The sequence below is a fragment of the Eubacterium sp. SB2 genome (assembly GCF_001244405.1).
Classification (GTDB): domain Bacteria; phylum Bacillota; class Clostridia; order Lachnospirales; family Lachnospiraceae; genus Faecalicatena; species Faecalicatena contortus_B.
This window is the reverse complement of record NZ_LN865153.1, coordinates 1,800,130-1,819,964: the sequence shown is the minus strand read 5'-3', so window position 1 is coordinate 1,819,964 and position 19,835 is coordinate 1,800,130. Positions and strand designations below refer to the sequence as shown.

16 protein-coding genes are annotated in these 19,835 nt (G+C 48.9%); all 16 read right to left on the bottom strand.

The window, feature by feature from the left end:
• Window positions 1–48: 48 nt before the first annotated feature.
• Window positions 49–2,913 (bottom strand): penicillin-binding transpeptidase domain-containing protein, encoded by a 2,865-nt coding sequence (locus tag BN1938_RS20485; RefSeq protein WP_050642285.1) that lies wholly within the window; start codon window positions 2,911–2,913, stop codon window positions 49–51.
• Complete coding sequence (gene mreD / locus BN1938_RS20480) at window positions 2,906–3,439, bottom strand: rod shape-determining protein MreD (RefSeq protein WP_050642782.1); 534 nt, start codon at window positions 3,437–3,439, stop codon at window positions 2,906–2,908. The genes BN1938_RS20485 and mreD overlap by 8 nt, the downstream gene beginning before the upstream one ends.
• Before the next feature lie 52 nt (window positions 3,440–3,491).
• The gene (gene mreC, locus BN1938_RS20475; protein ID WP_050642284.1) at window positions 3,492–4,361 is read right to left on the bottom strand and encodes a rod shape-determining protein MreC; all 870 of its coding nucleotides are present in this window, start codon (window positions 4,359–4,361) and stop codon (window positions 3,492–3,494) included.
• Between the two features lies 1 nt (window position 4,362).
• On the bottom strand, window positions 4,363–5,385 hold the full coding sequence (locus BN1938_RS20470; RefSeq protein ID WP_050642283.1) for a rod shape-determining protein: 1,023 nt from the start codon (window positions 5,383–5,385) through the stop codon (window positions 4,363–4,365).
• A gap of 20 nt (window positions 5,386–5,405) precedes the next feature.
• A complete protein-coding gene (gene radC, locus BN1938_RS20465; protein WP_050642282.1) occupies window positions 5,406–6,101 on the bottom strand; it encodes a RadC family protein in 696 nt (231 codons plus the stop codon).
• Between the two features lie 119 nt (window positions 6,102–6,220).
• Entirely contained in the window at window positions 6,221–7,834 is a 1,614-nt protein-coding gene (locus tag BN1938_RS20460; RefSeq protein ID WP_050642281.1) for an NAD(P)/FAD-dependent oxidoreductase, read from the bottom strand.
• Window positions 7,827–9,044 (bottom strand): BaiN/RdsA family NAD(P)/FAD-dependent oxidoreductase, encoded by a 1,218-nt coding sequence (locus BN1938_RS20455; protein WP_050642280.1) that lies wholly within the window; start codon window positions 9,042–9,044, stop codon window positions 7,827–7,829. The genes BN1938_RS20460 and BN1938_RS20455 overlap by 8 nt, the downstream gene beginning before the upstream one ends.
• A gap of 72 nt (window positions 9,045–9,116) precedes the next feature.
• The gene (locus BN1938_RS20450; RefSeq protein ID WP_050642279.1) at window positions 9,117–10,421 is read right to left on the bottom strand and encodes a methionine gamma-lyase family protein; all 1,305 of its coding nucleotides are present in this window, start codon (window positions 10,419–10,421) and stop codon (window positions 9,117–9,119) included.
• Window positions 10,422–10,431: 10 nt separating this feature from the next.
• Window positions 10,432–11,391, bottom strand: coding sequence for a tRNA (adenosine(37)-N6)-dimethylallyltransferase MiaA (gene miaA, locus BN1938_RS20445; protein WP_050642278.1), 960 nt, complete (start codon window positions 11,389–11,391; stop codon window positions 10,432–10,434).
• On the bottom strand, window positions 11,392–13,512 hold the full coding sequence (gene mutL, locus BN1938_RS20440; RefSeq protein WP_050642277.1) for a DNA mismatch repair endonuclease MutL: 2,121 nt from the start codon (window positions 13,510–13,512) through the stop codon (window positions 11,392–11,394).
• 247 nt (window positions 13,513–13,759) lie between these two features.
• Entirely contained in the window at window positions 13,760–16,393 is a 2,634-nt protein-coding gene (mutS, locus tag BN1938_RS20435; RefSeq protein ID WP_050642781.1) for a DNA mismatch repair protein MutS, read from the bottom strand.
• Between the two features lie 429 nt (window positions 16,394–16,822).
• Window positions 16,823–17,239: a putative ABC transporter permease gene (locus BN1938_RS20430; RefSeq protein ID WP_050642276.1), complete on the bottom strand. Its 417-nt coding sequence runs from the start codon at window positions 17,237–17,239 to the stop codon at window positions 16,823–16,825.
• A gap of 123 nt (window positions 17,240–17,362) precedes the next feature.
• Window positions 17,363–18,814, bottom strand: a complete 1,452-nt coding sequence (gene miaB / locus BN1938_RS20425; RefSeq protein WP_050642275.1) for a tRNA (N6-isopentenyl adenosine(37)-C2)-methylthiotransferase MiaB — start codon at window positions 18,812–18,814, stop codon at window positions 17,363–17,365.
• A gap of 35 nt (window positions 18,815–18,849) precedes the next feature.
• Window positions 18,850–19,032 carry a DUF4250 domain-containing protein gene (locus BN1938_RS20420; protein ID WP_050642274.1) on the bottom strand — a complete coding sequence of 61 codons (183 nt, stop codon included), beginning with the start codon at window positions 19,030–19,032 and terminating at the stop codon, window positions 18,850–18,852.
• On the bottom strand, window positions 19,026–19,589 hold the full coding sequence (locus BN1938_RS20415; protein ID WP_050642273.1) for a 5-formyltetrahydrofolate cyclo-ligase: 564 nt from the start codon (window positions 19,587–19,589) through the stop codon (window positions 19,026–19,028). The genes BN1938_RS20420 and BN1938_RS20415 overlap by 7 nt, the downstream gene beginning before the upstream one ends.
• Entirely contained in the window at window positions 19,567–19,788 is a 222-nt protein-coding gene (locus BN1938_RS20410; protein ID WP_009004195.1) for a DUF896 domain-containing protein, read from the bottom strand. Before BN1938_RS20410 ends, BN1938_RS20415 begins: the two co-directional genes overlap by 23 nt.
• Window positions 19,789–19,835 lie beyond the last annotated feature (47 nt).

The following is a 19,835-nucleotide window of genomic DNA, read 5'->3' as shown; positions in this document are numbered from 1 at the left end:
ACATCCTTTTCTGGTACTATAAGCACCGGAACCTGCGCAATGTAGTACTTAGTCGCCTGCAATAGCTGAACCAAGCTGTGCGGCAGAACCAGTGATCAATTCTTCTTTGTCGGCAAGCTTAAAGTTCGCCCTGACAATATCCCTGCCGATCTCGGCAGCGTAGGATGAGCTGTAACCGTTTGCGATACGCACTGAAATTGCAATCTCCGGAGATTCCGCAGGTGCAAATCCAACAAACAAACCATGATCCGGATGGATCTCGCTCTGCTGCGCAGTACCTGTCTTACCCGCCATGGAAATCTCCAATCCCGAAAAACTGGATGTATAACCGATCATTGCGATCATTCCCTGATGAACCAGATCCCATGTGGTACTGCTTACATCTTTAATCTCGTTCGTGACGACAGGTTCATACTGCTTGATGATCTTACCGTTGACATCCGTTGTCTTATCCAACAGGGTCAGCTTATATACAGTCCCCTTATTTGCTACAGTTGACACATATCTGTTCAGCTGACTGACCGTATAGTTGTTAGTGCCCTGTCCGATTGCGGACAGCACGGAGTATTCATCCGATATCTGCGGTTCTGATTCCGGTATTTCGATGCCCGATTTTTCACCTAGCCCGAATTCTTCCGCATACTTTGCGAGCGCTTTGACGCCTTTATCGCTGTCGTAATTACCATCTTTATCAAGTCCCAGGTCATATCCGACTTCATAGTAAAAGTCATTGCAGGAAACCTCAAGGGCTCCGACAACATCAAGCATACCATGGGCCCCGGGATAGACCCAGCACCTCGGGCTTGGCGTGACCTTGTCAAATTCGCCGGAGCAGTTAATATACGAACCGCCATCTATGACGCCTTCCGTTAGCCCTGCCACAGAAGAAAGCATCTTGTAGGTGGAACCCGGCGCAGTGCGTTCCTGTGTTGCATTATTGTAAAACGGGCGGGAAAGCCCGGTTACAAGCTGATTATAATACTTGGAGTCCATGGTGTTGGCCAGCCGGTTATTATCGTATCCGGGATAGGATACGCACGCCAGCACTTCTCCAGTATTCGGGTCGCTGACAACGGCAGAGCCTGTACAAGGTTCCAGTGCAAGCTGCCCGGGCGTAATCTCCAGACTCTGGATCTTTTGGCGCAGCCATGCGTAAGAATTTACGCTGCCGTCAATCAGACCGTTATATGTTCCCTCATCCATGGGCAGGACACCCTGCTCATATACCATGGCGCAGACCTGACCGCCAGTGATACTACCTGATTTTATAAGATATTTGTAGAGAAGTTTGTCGAAATTAACATCTGAAACCAAATAATCTTGTAAAAATGTTAAAATTCCCTGATAAATTTCTGCGGAATCGGAATATTTCTCTGCTGAGACATAATCAGACAGCTTTGATGTATCAATCCAGTTCTTGGAAATTGCATAATTCAGATACTGGTTCAGGCTGATCGTCTCATCCGTTGTCCACTGTTTATATATCTCATCACCGGTATCAATGGAATCCTGCATCAAAACCCCTGCGGCCTCCTGCAGGACGTCAATAGAGACATAATCCATATAGGCTTTCATCTCAGCCGAAAGATCCTTATAGGCAGCGGCGCCGCTGTTATTCAGCTCTCCGATGATCTCCTGGATCGCCGCAGTTTTTCTGTCAGAAAAGATTCCATATACCTGTTTTTCTACTGTTTTGGCATCGTCTGCCCCAAAATGTGTCTCATCGATAATCTCATTTGCGATAAATGCATTGTAGGCATCATCCACAGGAATGATAATATGGGACGAATCGCTCGTCTGACTCGGGTCATAATTCATCTGGTCACTGAGCTTGGACAGCACAATTCCGGCCAGTTTTTCTTCAATCAGCTGATACGTCTGCTCCTGCAGGTCTTTGTCAATTGTTAGATAGACGTCATTGCCGGCTTCCGGGTCTTTACTGCTGACCGTCTCAGTTACCTTGCCGACACTGTCCACGTAATACTGCGTCTGTCCCTTTGTGCCCTGGAGCACCTCATCCATGGTCTGCTCAAGCCCTGATTTGCCGATAATATCGGTCTGGGAATATTTCTTTTTCTGATCCTTATCCAGGGAGTTATATTCTTCCTGTGATATCTTACCGGTATAGCCGATGATGGAAGCAAAATACTTGCTGTTCGTGTAACGGCGCATGGAATCTTCCGCGATATCCACCCCTTCCAACTGGTCCAGATTCTCCATAATAGAGGCCACGGTCTCATCACTTACATCGGTGGCCAGTGTAGTCGGAATATATTTCTGAAAGCTGTTCAGGCCGATTGCGTATCGGAGATTCACCATTTTCAGGATATACGTCTTGTCCAGTGATTTGACATCCAGGCCGTAACCATAAGTTTCATCCGTACACAGATAATTGATGATATCCTCTGCGGATGCATTGCGCTGCTTGTCCTTCAGCTCGTCAATTGTTTTGAGCCCATAGACGTCCGCGATAAAACGCAGCTTAAGCGTCTCGTTTGTCTGTGTAAACTCATAATTTCCCGCAGAATCCAGAACCACTCCAAAGTCGCTGATTACGGAATCCCCATTGGACTCCACGATGTTTATGATCTTATCCAGGATCTCATTCAGGATCCGGTTCTTTTCTTTCCGGGTGTCGGCGGTGATATTATCTTCTATTGTCACGGAATACGCCAGCTCGTTATAGGCCAGGGGGTTGCCGTTTCTGTCATAGATATTGCCTCGTGTGCCCGGCACCTCCCGGGTCTTTCGGATCTGCAGCTTATAGTTGTCCAGATAATACTGTCCTTTTACAATCTGAAGATAAAATACGCGGTTGATCAGTACCGCAAATAAGATACAGAATGCAAGGATTAAAACAAACAGCCGTGACTTTACGATCCGATAAATTGCATCTTTTATACGCTCAAACAAATTTACTTGCACTCCTTTTTTCATCTGCTTCCAGTTTATGGTTAAAATATAAAATCAATGGGTATAATCCGAGAGCAATCACAATAGTATATATGAGCTCCGGAATGATATTATGACTGAAATAGTATATAAAATTAAATTCACTGCGCAGCATGAACATCAACAGGTAAATGACAAGTCCGTATAGGAACTCGCTTGCTGCAATCAGTAACAGCGGCAGTTTGACGTCTTCGTCGTAATATACCTGCTGAAACAGGCCGTTGACAAATCCCAGCAGCAGATAGATCAGGGCATAAAATCCGATGATTCCGCCAAACTGGATATCCATAAGCAGGCCGGAAAAGAAGCCGACCAGCATCCCGTCCTTTGAACCTCTCATGAAACCAAAAGAAGCTGTTAGAATAATCATAAGGTTTGGTTTGATAGAAGCGAGAGCCAGGTGCGGGAACAGCGTGCACTGCAGCAGATAGCATACAATCAGTATAACCGCCGTTACGCCTGCTCTTTTTGCCTTCATCTTTTTCATCTGCCGTATTCCCCTTTCCTGCCGGATATTGCATACTTCCATTTGCTTTTCATTATTCTTCTGCGTCCTTACCTGTGAGATCCGCCTTTGTTGTTGTAATTACGAGCACCTCCTGGAGGTTCTTAAAGTCCACGACGGGTGTAATATATCCGGAGCGGGTCAGGTTATTGGAATCTACGGTGATCTCACTGATATAACCAATCAGGATTCCCTGAAGATATTTGGGACTGATATGAGAGGTGACGATCTGGTCTCCCACCTGCACTTTATTTTCATTGTTTTCCATCTGTTCAAAACGGATTTTCCCGTCATTGATCAGAGAAAGATCCCCTCTTACCATACACTTGTCGAATGTGGAAAGTGACATGCCGCTTACGTTGCTGGAGTCATCGATGATGGAACGGACCGTGGACCATGTGGGGCCTGTTTTGATGACAATTCCGACCAGGCCGCTTCCAGCCAGAACGTTCATATCTACCTTAATCCCGTCATTGCTTCCTTTGTCAATGGTAAAGGTACTGAACCAGTTGCCGGAATCTTTTGCGATGACATGGGCGCCTGTTTTCTCATATTCGGTATAGTTCTGATCCAGTTTATACAGCGACTGCAGCCGTTCCAGTTCATACTTTTCCTCCTGCAGGTTGTTATTCTCGGTGATCAGTTCATCTACCTTTGCCTGCAGTTTTTCGTTTTCCTTCCTCACCTGCTGCAGCGTGTCGAAATTGTCGCATATGTCGCCCAGCCAGGTGCCGATCTGATTGATGCCTTTCTGCATGGGAATGACTGTTACGCTGGCAATCCCTTTGAACGGCCCCTCCGCTTTGTCGGAAAATACGGAAAGCACCACCAGCAGGATGCAGAACAGAGAAAGCCCTGCCAGCCAGTATTTATTTGTCGACGAGGTTTGATTTTTCTTTTTCATATTATCTCAGCCACCTATAATCTTCATCTAACATGGAATATGTTAACTTACTGTAATCTTTGTTCAGTATAATCTTCTTGAGCCCGCTTACTGCACAGAGCTCAGGATTTTGTACCGTCCGCACTCCAAGGCCGGTGCTTTCCTCCAGATATGTAGACAGCCCTTTCAGATTGGCCAGGCCGCCGGTCAGGCAGATTCCGTTCTGGTCAATCCCCCTTCGTACATCCGGGGGTGTTCTGTCTATCATGGATTTGATGGCGCGGACGCAGTCAGACAGCGGCTCTTTCATGGCCGCCCTGACGAGTCCGATAGGAATGCTTTTCTGCTCCGGAACACCCGTAATAAGATTTCTTCCGGCAACAGTCAGCGAAGCATCTGCCGCCTGGTCAAATACCCCGAATTCCCGTCTCAACGTTTCGGCTGTCAGGCGGCCGATCAGAAAGTCACGGTTATGCCGGACGAGATGAGTGATGGCATTGTCAAAATGGATGCCGCCGATCTGGATCAAACGGTTCAAAACCATACCGCCGGAGGCAATCACAGATAATTCCGTTGTCTCCCCTCCGATATTGACGATAAAGATGCCCTTTTCATTCCAGATGTCTATATCCATGCCCAGAGCATCGGCAATCCCCCGCTCTACAATCCGGACGGATTTGGCTTTTGCAGTTGAATGGAATACGAGGTCGTAGAAAGCCCTCTTCTCTACCTCAGTCACGTCCGTAGGAACCGCGATTACGTATTCGGCGCCGCGGGAAAACTGCCGGTCCATTTTCAGCAGATTCTGGAGCAGATACTGCATGTCATCAAAATGTGCAATCACCCCGTTGTGCATGGGGAATACCACCTTGATATTATCCGGCGCTTTTTCATACATCTTATATGCTTCGTCGCCTACGGAAAAAATATACTTTTTGTCCTGCATGGCGATAACATTCTTGGCTTTCCAGATCTCCTCTTTTTTCTTATCATATACTTTTATCTCATATGTTCCCAAATCGAGTCCATATACATTTCTGGCCATTGTATAACCTTCCCCTATCCTTATATAAGTCCCTTTTCCCGCATACTGATATAACAATTATTGCCGATCACCAGATGATCCAGCAGCTCGATCCCAATCAATATACCGGCATCCTTTATCCTTCTTGTAACAAGGATGTCATCCTTGCTCGGTGTCGGGTCTCCGCTGGGATGGTTGTGCAGCAGTACGATAGAAACCGCATTTTTCTGCAGCGCTTCTACAAACAGCTCGCGGGGCGAGATTACGGCCGAATTGACCGTCCCCTTTGATATATCAGTCTCCCCGATTAAGCGGGTTTTTGTGTTCAGAAGCAGAAGCTTCATGGTCTCCTGCCTTTTGTGACGCATGTCTTCCATATAATAACGGGCGACTGAGGCCGGGCTTGTAAAGTTCAGCCCAATCTCCGCAGCTGCCTTGGAGAGCCTTTTGGAAAGCTCGGACAGGCATAGGATCTGTACTGCCTTAACCTTGCCGACTCCACGGACTAAAAGAAGCTGTTCCTTTGTCCACTGATGAATGCTCAGGATGCCCTCCTGGGCAAAATCGGGATGCAGAAGCTTCTCCGCAAGCTGCAGGGAATTCTCTCCCCGTGTCCCTGTACGCAGTAAAACAGCCAGTAATTCAATGTCCGTCAAATTACTCGCTCCATATTTGGCGCATTTCTCATAAGGGCGCGCTTCTTCCAACATCTCTTTCATTGTATTGTTTTGGTTCATATAATTATTTCAGACTGCGGATGGCTCAATACAATGATTTATTTTAGCATAAATTAAAAATCATGTATAGGTCTGCTATTCTTAATTTTTTGTGAAGTCGGATAAGAGCTTAAACTTACTCAAGTATACTTTGGTGTATATTTCTGAATAAGTGCTTCGGCTGTCTTGATCCCATCCATCGCTGCAGAGGTGATTCCCCCTGCATACCCGGCGCCCTCTCCGCATGGATATAGTCCGGAGGCAGCAGGGCTTTCGAAGTCCTCGTTTCTGATAATTCTGACAGGAGAAGAGGTTCGGCTTTCCACACCGGAAAGCATAGCATCTTCTCTTGCAAATCCATGGATTTTATGATCCATGGCATAGATGCCTTCTTCCAGGGAATCTGCCAGAACGTTCGGGAAAATATTCCTGACGTTGGAGAAGGTCCAGGGACCTTTGATCTGAGGCAGGATTGTTCCGGGCTCTGTTGTGAGGCGGCCGCTGCAGAAGTCACCGAAGCGCTGAACCGGAACTTTCCCGTTTCCTTCCTTCCATGCGCGTTCCTCCAGCATTCGCTGGAATTCCACGCCTGCAAGCGGGTGATCCGTCCCGTAATCTTCTGGTGTTACAGTGACAATGACCGCGCTGTTCGCATTGGCTCCGTCTCTCGCGTGGTAGCTCATCCCATTGACTGCCAGGCGGCCCTCCTCGGAGGAGGCATTGACGACGTATCCCCCCGGACACATGCAGAAGGTATAGGCTCCTCTTCCGTTGGAAAGCTGTGCCGTCAGTTTATAGGATGCGGCGGGTAGTTCCGGGCAGTCTGTCTTTCCATACTGGCACTGGCTGATCATCGACTGGGGATGTTCAATTCTCACCCCTACGGCAAAGGACTTTGCCTGAATAGGGATTTGTCTGTCATACAGCATCCGGAAAGTATCCCGCGCACTGTGGCCCACGGCAAGAACCAGAAGCTCCGTGTCCAGCGCCTCCCTGTTGTTTACAACGACCTGTTTGATGCGGGGCTCTTCGGAGGGGGCGGCCAAATCCAGCAGGATATCGGTCACCTGGCTGTGGAACCGGACTTCTCCGCCCAGTTCCAGTATGCTCTGACGCATATTCTTGACCACATCGATCAGAACGTCGGTGCCTATATGGGGCTTCTGTTCAAAAAGGATACGCTCAGGAGCACCATGTGCAGCAAATGTCTCCAGGACAAAGCGGTTTCTTCCTTTGGAATCTTTGACCAGTGTATTCAGCTTGCCGTCTGAAAAAGTGCCTGCTCCTCCTTCCCCGAACTGGACGTTGGAGGACAAATTCAGGCGGCCGCCGTTCCAGAAATCTTCCACATCTTTGATCCGCTCCTCCACGCAGCCCCCCCGTTCCAGAAGCAGCGGCCGGTATCCACTTTTAGCCAGCAGATAGGCGCAGAACATTCCGGCCGGGCCGCTGCCTGCGATGACCGGCCTGCGGCTTAGCGGAATGCTGCCCGGGGCGGGCGGCTGATAGGCGCTGACACGGATCTGCCGCACCTGCTTTCCGGCTCTTTTCAGAACCTGGTTCTCATGCCTGACCTCGGCATCCACCGTATAGGAAAAGAACACATCCGGTTTTTTCCGGGCGTCGATGGACTGCTTTGCTATGCGCCATCCAAGCAGATCGGACTTTTTAACGGATAGGGTTTTTAAAAGCTTTTTCTCTAATTCCTCCGGAGTATGCCCCGGGTGTAGATTGATCTGGCTGACTCTAAGCACCGGCAGCCTCCTTTCCGGCTACATAGCCGCTGGACCATGCCCACTGCAGATTGTAGCCTCCGCACAGACCGTCCACATCCAGAATTTCCCCTGCAAAATACAGGCCGGGGACAAAACGGGATTCCAGATTGTCTGTGACTTCCTCCGTATTGACGCCTCCTCGGCAGACCTGGGCCTGCTCAAAGGAGTTGGTCTCCGTTATTTCCGTAGAAAAATGCTGTATCAGGCGTGCAAGGGCAAGGACCTCTTCCACGGTCCAGTCTCCAACCGCCGCGGACGGGTCAAGATGTGCCAGTTTCAGCCACAGTGCGGAGAGCTTTTTATGGAACAGGCCGACAAAGAATTCTTCTGCTGTTTTTTGCGGACGGGCGGCAATCCGTTTTTTCAAAAAGGCCAGAAATTGTTCTTCTGTAAAATCAGGCATAAAATTCAATACTGCGGTTACCGACTTTTTTTCATAGAGACCGATCGCGGCGCAGCGGCTGACCTGAAAAACCGGGATTCCTGATATGCCATAACCGGTAAGCTGGATCTCCCCAGTATCCTTTGCCTGGCATTCACCGTCCGTATAGACAGACACGCTTCCTCCGACACGAACACCGGCGATGCTTTTATAGAAGTTCTCTCTGCATTTCAACTGCACAAGGGAGGGAAGAACCGGAACCAGACGGTGTCCCAGCTGTTTTGCCAGGCCATAGCCGGAACCATCGGAACCCGTGGATGGAGCAGCCTTGGAACCGGCGGCCAGGATGACCTTCTGTACACGGAAACTGCCGTGATCTGTCTGCAGCAGAAATCCTTTTTTATTCGGAATGATTTCTCTGCATTCTGTCTCCGTATGGATCTCTATCCCCAGGCGGCGCGCCTCCATGCGCAGCACTTCCAGGACCGCGGATGCCTGGTCAGACTGCGGGTAGAGATATCCGTTCCTGTTTTTAGAATAGATGCCCAGTTCCAGAAAAAATGCGATTGTCTGCTGCGCATTGAATTTTTCAATGATCTTCCAGGGAAAGAGAACATTTTCAGAGTGGTAGCAGATCGGTTCCTGGTGCAGATTCGTAAAATTGCACCTGCCGTTTCCTGTCGCCAGAATTTTTCTGCCCACCCGGTCCTTATGTTCAAGAATACAGACCCCGGCGCCGTTTCGCGCGGCGGTAATGGCTGCCATCAGGCCGGATGCCCCGCCCCCGATTACTGCAACTTTATTCATGGATGTGCCTCCTTTTCTTCTTTGTGCCTTGTGGTGGAATGCTGCCTGCAGCAATGAATTTTCAGACACGCTCTAATATTGCAGCAGGGATTCGGCTGAGATAATTCCTGCGTCCACCATGCTCTGCAATGATTTCAGGATTCCAAGTTTGGCATGTGGCCATGTCAGCCCGCCCTGGAAATAAACCGCGTAGGGCGGTTTGATCGGACCGTCCGCACTCAATTCGATAGAGGAGCCCTGGACAAACGCGCCGGCCGCCATGATTACATCGCTGTCATATCCCGGCATGGCCCAGGGTTCCGGTGTTACGTAACTGTCGACAGGAGCTGCGGCCTGGATGCCCTTGCAGAATGCAATTACGCCTTCGGGAGTTCCCAGTTCCACTGCCTGGATGATATCATGCCTGCTTTCCCTGCTGTCAGGTATCACGCCAAATCCCAGCTTTTCATACAGATATGCGGCGAATACGGCGCCTTTTACTGCACTGCACACTACGGTAGGGGCCAGAAAGAATCCCTGGTAAAAGGACTGCATGACGCCAAGAGATGCGCCGACCTCCCTGCCAAGTCCAGGGGATGTCAGGCGGTACGCGCAGTTTTCGATCAGCGCCTCCTTTCCGGCAATGTACCCGCCTATGGGAGCCAGACCGCCGCCCGGATTTTTGATCAGGGAACCTACGATCATATCCGCGCCCACATCGCTCGGTTCGATTGTTTCGACAAATTCTCCGTAACAGTTGTCTACCATACAGATAACATCCGGTTTGATCCCTTTGATAAAGGCGATCAGTTCTCCGATTTTATGAACGGAATAGCTGGGACGTGTCTGATAGCCTTTGGAGCGCTGTATGGTAACCAGCTTTGTCTTTTCGTTCAGCGCCGCTTTGATTGCCGGATAGTCAAAATATCCGTTTTCCAGCAGTTCCACCTGGCGGTAGTTGATGCCGTATTCTGCCAGGGAACCTTTTGATTCGCGGATTCCGATTACTTCTTCCAGGGTGTCATAAGGTTTGCCTACGGGAGAAAGCAGCTCGTCCCCGGGACGCAGGTTGGCCGCAAGGGCAAGGGCGAGGGCGTGGGTCCCGCAGGTAATCTGCGGACGGACCAGCGCGGCTTCCGTATGGAAGGCGCTTGCGTACACCGCTTCCAGTGTATCCCTGCCCTGGTCGTTGTAACCGTATCCGCTTGCAAACTGAAAACAGCCTTCGTTAACACGGTTTACCTGCATCGCATGCAGTACCTTCAGCTGATTGAATTCCGCAGTCTTTTCAAACTCACGGAACCGGGGGGCAAGCTCCTCTTCCGCCTTGCGCCCGAATTCGTATACTTCTTTTTGGATACCTAATTCTTCATATATCTGATTCATTTCTAAGCTCATACTGCGATCCTCATCTATCTTCTTTCTCTATTATACTGCGTTTTTCCAGCTCATCCAGCATCCGTGCAAGAAGGCGTTTCTCATCATAAGCAAATTCCTGTTTATTCAGCCAGATGACATCCTGTTCTCTTTTGAACCAGGTAATCTGCCTCTTTGCAAAGTGGCGGGTGTCTCTTTTGATCGTATAAACCGCTTCATCCAGCGTCATCTCCTGATCCAGATACGCCATGATTTCCTTGTATCCCAGCCCCTGCATGGAGATTTTATCACGTCCAAGACCGCGGTCCTTTAATGATTTTACCTCTTCCACGAGGCCTTCTTCCAGCATCCGGTCAACCCGGCGGTCAATCCGTTCATACAGGCGTGACCGGTCATCATGAAGCACAAAATAGGCGTAATTGTACGGAGATTCTTTTTTTCGTTCTTCTGCATTGTGATCCGAGATACGAATCCCGGTCTGCTGATAAAATTCCAGGGCGCGGATCACGCGTTTTACGTTGTTCTCGTGGATATCTTCGGCTGATTTGGGGTCTTTTTCCCGCAGCATTGCGTGGAGGTATGCAGCTCCCTTTTCCCTGGCAAGCTGCTCCAGATGCTCCCTGCAGGCGGTATCCCCCTCATTCTCCGTAAAGTCGATATCATAGAGCAGGGCCTGGATGTAAAAACCCGTGCCGCCCACGACTATGGGAATGTGTCCTCTTTTATAGATTCCTTTCATGGCCTCCTTTGCCATCTGCTGGAAACGCACCACATGAAAGTCCTCTTCCGGATCCAGGACGTCTACAAGATGGTGGGGAATTCCCTCCATTTCGGCGGGCCGGATTTTTGCGGAGCCGATGTCCATGTACCGGTATACCTGCATGGAGTCGGCGGAAATAATCTCTCCACCCACTGCTTTTGCAAGGCCGATGGAAGCTTTCGTTTTGCCTGCGGCGGTCGGCCCCGTCAATATAATCAATGGCTTTTTCATTTATATGATCCTCTTAAATTTCTTTTCCAGTTCCCGTTTCGTCATGGCGATAATGGTCGGCCGTCCGTGAGGACAGTGATATGGATTGTCCAGCTCCAGCAGCTCCTGGATCAGTGTATCCACCTCCATGGCGGACAGGCGGTTATTTCCTTTTACTGCGGCCTTGCAGGACATGGACGCCACCTTCTCGTCAATCAGTTCCGGCGTCATGGAAGTCGTAATCCCATCGGCCAGTCCGTCCAGCATCTCCAGGAGCAGCTCCTTCTTTGCAATACCAAACAGATTGTCCGGTATTGCGCGGACTGCATACTCATCGCCACCAAAGGGTTCGATTTCAAACCCGATTCTTTTAAACCGGTCCATATGCTCATTCAGAAGCTCTGTCTCCTGCATGGAAAGGGAGAGGATGACAGGCGGACTCAGATACTGGGAGGTAAACTCCCGGTTTTTCATGCCTTTGAGTGTCCGCTCATAAAGAACTCTCTCATGGGCGGCATGCTGGTCTATGATATAGAGGCTGTCATGGAACTGGACTAGCCAGTACGTATCGAACACCTGGCCAATGAGCTTATATTCCGCCTTTACCTCGCGCTTCAGCAGCTTTTCGTCGAAAAGATTCAGCTGTTCCGGCTTTTCAGGGGCTTCCGGCTTCTCGGTGGCTTTTGGCTTCTCAGAAGGTTCCGGATTTTCTCCATAAACTGCCCGCTCTTCTGAAAGATGTGTCGGTGCTGCATCTGACGAAGCAGGGGATGGGATATCCCCGGCTTCCCGGATGGTTACTGCCGGCAGGGGCTTTGCATCGTGGGTTGTCTGTTCGTCTGCCCTGCGTTTTTCCGCGGCTTCCCTGATTCGGGATGTCTGTTCATCCGGCCGGTGGATCTGGCGGATATCGGATACTTCCGCGGAGGACGTGCGGTTATGGTAAGACAAGACTCTTTCCCTCATCTTTTTGAGGAAGTAGTCTTCATTTTTCTCCTCGGGCGCCATCTCCGCGCTTTCCTGCTTTCCTGCGGTCATTGGCGAGCCTTTATCCGACACGGCGCCTGCCTTGGGTCTTAGTAAGAAAGGACTCCCGGATGGAGCCTCTTCTGCAGCCTTTGGAGGTTCCGGGACATCCACGACAGGAATCAGTTCCGGTTCCAGCAGAGTTCTGTGCACGGCTTCATAGACCGTGTTGTATACTTCCTGCTGTCTTTGGAACCGAAGTTCCATCTTTGTGGGATGAACGTTTACATCTATATCTTCGCCATTAATATGGAAGTGTAATACAACAAAAGGAAATTTATGCTGCATAACAAAATCACGGTATGCATCCTCTATGGCCTTGGAGATCATGGCGCTCTTTACATACCTGCCATTTACAAAAAAGTTTTCGAAATTCCGGTTGCCGCGGCTGATGGTAGGCTTCCCGAGATAGCCGGTAATATGGATCCCGCCTTTCCCGTAATCCATCTCAATCAAATTGGCGGCCACCTCGCGTCCATAGATGCTGTAGATCACATCTTTCAACCGGCCATTACCCGCTGTCCTTAACTTTTCCTGCCCGTTGTTGATGAACTGGAATGACACTTCCGGATGGGAAAGCGCCAGGCGCATCAACAGGTCTTGTATATGACCGGCCTCTGTCATAGGGGTCTTCAAGAACTTTCTTCTGGCCGGAACATTATAGAAAAGCTGGCGTATCAGGAAGGTCGTCCCATCCGGAGCGCCTGTATCCTCTATCAATTGTTCTTTGCCGCCCTCAATTAGATAGCGGGTTCCTAAAGTATCTTCTCTCCTCTTCGTAATCAATTCCACCTGCGTAACTGCAGCAATACTGGAAAGAGCCTCTCCGCGGAATCCCAGCGATTCGATGTGCGAAAGGTCTTCAACCGCCCGAATCTTGCTTGTAGAATGCCTGAGGAAAGCATTTGGCACGTCCTCACGGAGTATTCCGTCCCCATTATCCATGATCCGGATAAATGAAATACCGCCCTCCTGTATCTCCACAACAACGGCAGTAGCCCGGGCATCAATGGCGTTTTCCACCAGCTCCTTTACAATAGAGGCCGGACGCTCAATCACCTCTCCGGCAGCAATTTTATCAATTGTAATCTGATCCAATACCTGAATATGTGGCATAGCTTCTCTCCTTTTCCGCCATAGAGTGTGTTTGATAAACCATGTATACGGCTGATTGTCCCACTTTGCGAGATGTTTTAACCAAATTTTTGAGGCGTAGTGGTTCTACGTTGATAAAATTTGGCTAAAATAGGTCGTGAAATGGGGCGGTCAGACGTGTACAATGAATTATCAAACACGCTCCAGGGGTCTGACCCTTCTGCAAAGGGGGTTGTCCCCTTTGCAAGAGGGTCAGACCCCTTTGCTTTTACCAGCGGTTTTTCAGTTTGTTTTGCAATCTGTATATCGTGTTTAATGCATCAATCGGGGTCAGGTTCCCAACATCAATATTTTTCAATTCTTCCAGGACATCTCCGTCTTTTACCGTATCAAACAGAGACATCTGGGCGATGTCAACTTCATCGTATTTTTTGACCTTGGATTTCTTTTTGCTCTCGTGTTCTTTGACGGCAATTTCGCTGACTCTTGTGGTGATATCCTCATCACTGAGTTCTTCTACAATCTCTTTTGCCCTTTCTATGACAATGTCCGGCACTCCGGCAAGTTTGGCTACCTGGATCCCATAACTCTTGTCCGCCCCGCCTTTCACGATCTTGCGCAGGAAAACGATGTCGTCTCCCTTTTCTTTTACCGCAATACAGTAATTGTTTACGTTTTCTATCTTGCCTTCCAGCTCGGTCAGCTCATGGTAGTGTGTCGCAAACAGTGTTTTTGCTCCCAGCAGATGCGTGTCGGAGATATACTCCACAACGGCCCATGCGATGGAGAGTCCGTCAAATGTGCTGGTTCCCCTTCCGATTTCGTCCAGGATAAGCAGGCTTTTGCCGGTTGCATTGCGCAGGATATTGGCAACCTCTGTCATCTCGACCATAAACGTACTCTGTCCGGAAGCGAGATCATCCGACGCCCCAACTCGGGTAAAGATCCTGTCGACCAGCCCGATATTGGCGCTGGATGCCGGAACAAAGGAGCCCAGCTGCGCCATCAAAACGATCAGTGCGGCCTGCCGCATGTAAGTGGACTTACCGGCCATATTCGGTCCGGTGATGATGGAGATTCTCTGCTTTTTATCATCCAAATAGGTATCGTTTGAGATGAACATATCATTGGGAATCATCTTTTCCACGACCGGGTGCCGTCCGTCCTTGATGTCGATTACGCCCTTTTCGTTAATTTTAGGGCGCACATAATTATTGCGTTCCGCAATCAGGGCAAGGGATGCAAACACGTCCAGCGCCGCCACCGCCTTGGCTGTTTTCTGGATGCGCTCGACCTCCCCGGCTATGGTGTCGCGGACAGCGCTGTATAGCTCGTATTCCAGTGCATACAGCTTGTCCTCTGCCCCCAGTATTGTGTCTTCCAGCTCTTTGAGTTCCGGTGTAATATAACGCTCCGCATTGGCAAGCGTCTGCTTTCTTGTATAATAATCCGGCACAAGATCTTTATAGGAATTGGTCACTTCCAGATAATATCCGAAGACCTTGTTGTACTTAATCTTCAGATTCTTAATACCGGTTTTTTCACGCTCTTCTTCTTCCAGCTTAGCCAGCCAGTCTTTCCCGTCTGACTTGGCGTGCCTGAGCGTATCGACCTCCTCGCTGTAGCCGTCCCGTATAATACCGCCCTCTTTCATCGCAAGCGGAGGATCATCTATGATCGCATCCTTGATCAGCGAACACAAATCTTCCAGTGTATCCAGATCATCGCGCACTCCTCCCAGAAGCGGGGACTGCATCTCTTCGAGTATGTATTTGATCGGCGGCAGCATCTCCAGCGAACTGCACAGCGCGGTCAGGTCTCTTGGATTGGCAGAACCGTAGGTGATTCGGGTAATCAGGCGTTCCAGGTCATAGACCGGCGACAGGTATTCGCGGATCTCTTCGCGAGAGATTGCATTGTTCTTTAATTCCTCTACCGCATCCAGGCGCCGAAGAACCTCCTCTTTTTCTATCAAAGGCTGTTCCACATACTTCCTGAGTGTCCGGGCCCCCATGGCAGTCCGGGTCTTATCCAGCACCCAGAGCAGGGAACCTCTTTTTTGCTTTTCCCTCAGCGTCTCGCATAGTTCCAGATTCCTTCTGGTAGAACTGTCCAGCATCATATATTTTCCCGTGGTATAGGGAGTAATATGGGTCAAATGGGACAGATTGTTTTTCTGGGTTTCCAGCAGATACTGAAGGAGGGCTCCGGCGCTGATGATCCCGCAGTCATAATCCTCCAGCCCAAGCCCTGCAAAGGAGGATACATGAAAATGCTCCAGCAGCTTCTTCCTGCAGACTGCATCATCAAAATACCAGGCGTCCAGAGAATATATAGCGATTCCAAGCCGGTTTCTCAGGTCATCCAAATCCATGCCGCTCATGTAAAAAGATTCATTGCAGATGATTTCGGAGGGCATAAACTTGTAAATCTCATCCATCAGCTTTACGCTGTCGGGAAGTTCTGTTACAAAATAGTCTCCGGTCGTAATATCGGAGATGGCCAGGCCATAACGGTCGGCTATGTAAACGATACACATCAGATAATTGTTCTTTGTCTCATCCAGTGCCTGCGGGGCCAGATTGGTTCCGGGGGTGACAATCCGCACTACATCCCGTTTGACAAGTCCCTTTGTCAGCTTGGGGTCCTCCATCTGCTCACAGATGGCTACCTTGTAGCCCTTTGCGACCAGTTTGTTCAGGTAATTGTCTACGGCATGATAAGGGACACCGCACATGGGTGCCCGCTCCTCCAGCCCGCAGCTTTTGCCTGTCAGCGTGATCTCCAGTTCCCTGGATGCCGTAATGGCATCCTCAAAAAACATCTCGTAAAAATCGCCTAATCTATAGAATAAAATGCAGTCCGGATACTGATTCTTTGTCTCCATATACTGCTGCATCATTGGTGTTAATTCTGCCACGTTTCTACTTCCTTTCGCTTCTGAATTTCCATTCTAGTATAAGACAATTTAAATGCCTTGCTGGTTCGGTGAGAATGATTTTTCGAGAGTGCAGACGCAAAAACGCAGGCGTAGTGGTGCTACGCTGAGGCTTTTGCGTCTGTGCTATCGGAAAATCAGGCCAGCGAAACAGTAAGGTATTTAGATTGGCTTATACTAGTATACCATTTTTAAAAAAGTTGTGAAAGAGAATTTTTCTCAAAGAGCCGACACATGTTTGTAAAATAGTAACAGTTCAGACAGGCCTGAACTGTTACGCATCCAGCCCATTTAAATTCGCCTGCGGCGAAGGGCTGTATGCCTGCAACCACCATGTTTTCGTACGGTCTGCGCAGTAAATGCGCAGACCTGTCTGAGCTGTTACGCAAAATATTACAGTACGTGAAAATGTGGTTTTGTCTCTCCATAGAGCCAGTAAAGCAGGTATGCCGCCAGAAAGATCCCGAACACGCTCAGCCCGGAAAATAAGATGGTAAAGGGCGCACATATCTGTCCGAACAGTTGAAAAGGCTGATCCGAATAATCCCAGACGTTCCAATGCAGCCATTTATTCACTATGATCCCGGTGATAAACTCTCCCGCCGTCACAAACAGCACGCAGCGGACCAGCTGCAGCCAAAGCGGATCCTCCCATTTTACCCAGAGTCCCTGCTGTCCAAAGAAGACAAGGCAAAGCCCGCCCAGCAAAAACATGGACCAATGTGAAAAGCCTCTGAATATGACTTCAAATGTATAATAAATTGTTCCGCCCAGTGTCCAGAGTACCAGGTATTCGCTCACTTTTTTCACCGAAAAAACGTCCTCCTATATATCCATTCGTATCTGTTATATATAGTCTGGACGTTTTTTATTGAATTATAGGTGGAATTTATTGTTACTATGCACGTCTCATCGGGCGTGCATAGCAACAATTTATTTCTTAATCATATCGCCAATATAATAAAAACCTCTGCATTCTTTTAATTCCACACTTACAATCTTTCCGATCAGGTCCTCACCGCCTGGAAAATGAACCAGCAGGTTATTGCCCATTCGGCCGGTTACCAGCGCCGCATCGTGGTCATTGACCGTCTCGACAAGTACATCCTGGATTGTATTCGTGTATACACTACACACTTCGCCCGATATACTCTGCACCTCTTTTAAGAGGCGGTCGAATCGGTCCTTCACCACGCCCTCTGGAACCTGGTCTTCCATTACCGCCGCAGGCGTGCCGGTTCTCTTGGAATAGATAAAGGTAAAGGCGCTGTCATATCGTACTTTCCTGACCACATCCAGAGTCTCCTGAAAATCCTCTTCCGTCTCCCCCGGAAAACCAACGATAATATCCGTAGTCAGAGAGATGTCCGGCACAGAAGACCTTATTTTTTCAACCAGCTCCAGATAATGCTCTTTTGTATAGCGGCGGTTCATCTTTTCCAGAATGCGGCTGCTTCCGGACTGTACCGGCAGATGGAGATGACGGCAGATCTTTTCGGAGCTGCCCATCACTTCGATCAGTTCGTCGGACAGATCCTTGGGATGGGATGTCATAAAACGAATCCTTTTCAGTCCGTCTATTTTTTCAATCTCCCGGAGCAGCTGTGCAAAACTCATGGGCTGGTCCAGGTTCTTTCCGTAGGAGTTTACATTCTGTCCCAGAAGCATCACTTCAACCACTCCGTCAGCCACCAGTTCCTCGATCTCACGGATGATATCGCGTGGATTACGGCTTCTCTCCCGCCCCCTCACATAGGGGACAATGCAGTAGCTGCAGAAATTATTGCAGCCGAACATGATATTAACACCGGATTTAAACGAATACTTTCTTTCTGCAGGCAGATCCTCTACGATCTTATCTGTATCTTTCCATATATCGATGACCATACGCCCGGATTCCAGACGGGTAGCAATCAGTTCAGCAAATTTATAGATATTGTGGGTGCCGAAAATCAAATCTACAAACCGATAACTCTTCTTAAGCTTTTCTACGACTTCCGGTTCCTGCATCATACAACCGCAAAGGCCGATCAGCATATGCGGATTCTTTTTTTTGACACGGTTTAACTGGCCGAGCCTTCCGTACACCCTCTGATTGGCGTTCTCCCTGACGGTACAGGTATTATAAATTACAAAATCCGCTTTTTCCTCGTCGGTTTCCTCCCGGTATCCGATCTGTTCCAGTATACCAGCCAGTTTCTCGGAGTCCCTGGCATTCATCTGGCAGCCAAAGGTGACAACGCAAAAAGTCAGAGGATGGCCTGCTTTTTCGGCCTGCTCCCTGACGTATTCTCTTGCTTTTGCTATAAAATAATACTGCCTTTCCGGCTCTCGGACAGGCGGTTCTTTTAATAAGTCAATTTTTGAAAAATCAATTGTTTTCATATGTAATATCCCTTTACTTATGCCCCGGACAGCAGTCAGACAAACTGGTTCCTTGCGGCATCATATTCGTAATCTATCATTTTCAGCTTCCCGGCCAATTCTTCTGCGGATATCGCCAAATCATCGCAAAGTTCGTCCAATGATTGATAATAATCCCTGAGCTTCGTATTCACGACGCTCAGCAAAATGACCGGATCGCCCGGAAGTCCTGTCAGCATGTATAAATCTCCTTTTCTGTTATGATACATTCAGGCCGGATATCGTGTACCTCAGAAGGAATCCGATCCAGGCACTGCATCTCATAGGCAAGCGCTATGCGGCGGTATTCGGGATGCTTTCCAAGATAAGAGTCATAAAAGCCTTTTCCGTAACCAATGCGGCTGCCCCGCCTGTCAAAAGCCACGCCGGGCATAATAACCAGTACCTGGCTGCCGGAGGCCATTTTCTCTGCCGGCGGCTCGGATATCCCATAATACCCTTCTGACAGTTCATCCATACTGTCAATATAATAAAACTCCATTCTAAGCCCGGAGTTATCCACATGGATCTTGGGAACTGCAACCTTTTTTCCCATTTTCCAGGAGTATTCCACCAGCGACAACGTAGACACTTCTTCCCGGAAAGCGACATAACAATAGATCTCCTCTGCATTCTGATACAGGGGATGTCCGATAACAGCCTTAAAAATCCTGTCGCTGAAGGCCTGTCTCATCTCTGCGGGAAGAGAGGCCCTGTCTTTTTTTAGCCTTGCCCTAATTTCCTTTTTTGTTTCCAAACTTTTCACCCAGATTCACAACAGTCCCATCTTTTTCCTCAATATCAATTCGATCAAGCTGGCTGCGCAGATTCTGCCTGAAAGAATCCACATATTCCTGGCGCAGGATTTTCTGTTCCTTCTTTTCAGATTCGGTAAGGCCTTCGGCTTTGGATTTTCTGTATAATTCATTGATTCGTTTAATCTTTTGTTCGTCCATTTGTTTCTCCTATTTGCAGATCATTTTCTTTAGCAAAGCTGCAGAAC